We start from the raw sequence: 367 nt of genomic DNA on the forward strand, positions 1-367 counted from the left end.
CGTCGACATCATCGAACCGACCGGCTTTCCGCTCTCCGACAAAGCGCTCAAGCGAGCTGGCATGGATTACCTCGAAATGGCTGCTCTGACCCGGCATGTCGACTGGCACGCCTTCGAGGACTGGCGCAAAACTGGCACGCGCCGGCTGGTGCTGCTGTCGACCAAAGCCACGACCGCTTACACCAGCTTCACCTTCGCCGAAGGCGACATTCTTCTGTTCGGCCGCGAATCCGCAGGCGTTCCGGATCCTGTCCATCAGGCGGCGGATGCGCGGCTGACCATCCCCATGCAGGGAGCGGCGCGCAGCATCAATGTCGCGCTGTCCGTCGCCATGGTGGCGGGCGAAGCCATCCGGCAACTCGGATAG

General features: G+C 63.8%; 1 protein-coding gene. It reads left to right on the forward strand.

Annotated elements, in window-relative coordinates; all coding sequences use genetic code 11:
• Positions 1–367: tRNA (cytidine(34)-2'-O)-methyltransferase (locus tag EOA22_RS37265; protein ID WP_164756365.1), on the forward strand; the 367-nt coding region annotated here is incomplete at its 5' end.

The organism is Mesorhizobium sp. M7A.F.Ca.US.014.04.1.1 (assembly GCF_003998745.1).
Taxonomy (GTDB): Bacteria; Pseudomonadota; Alphaproteobacteria; order Rhizobiales; family Rhizobiaceae; genus Mesorhizobium; species Mesorhizobium ciceri.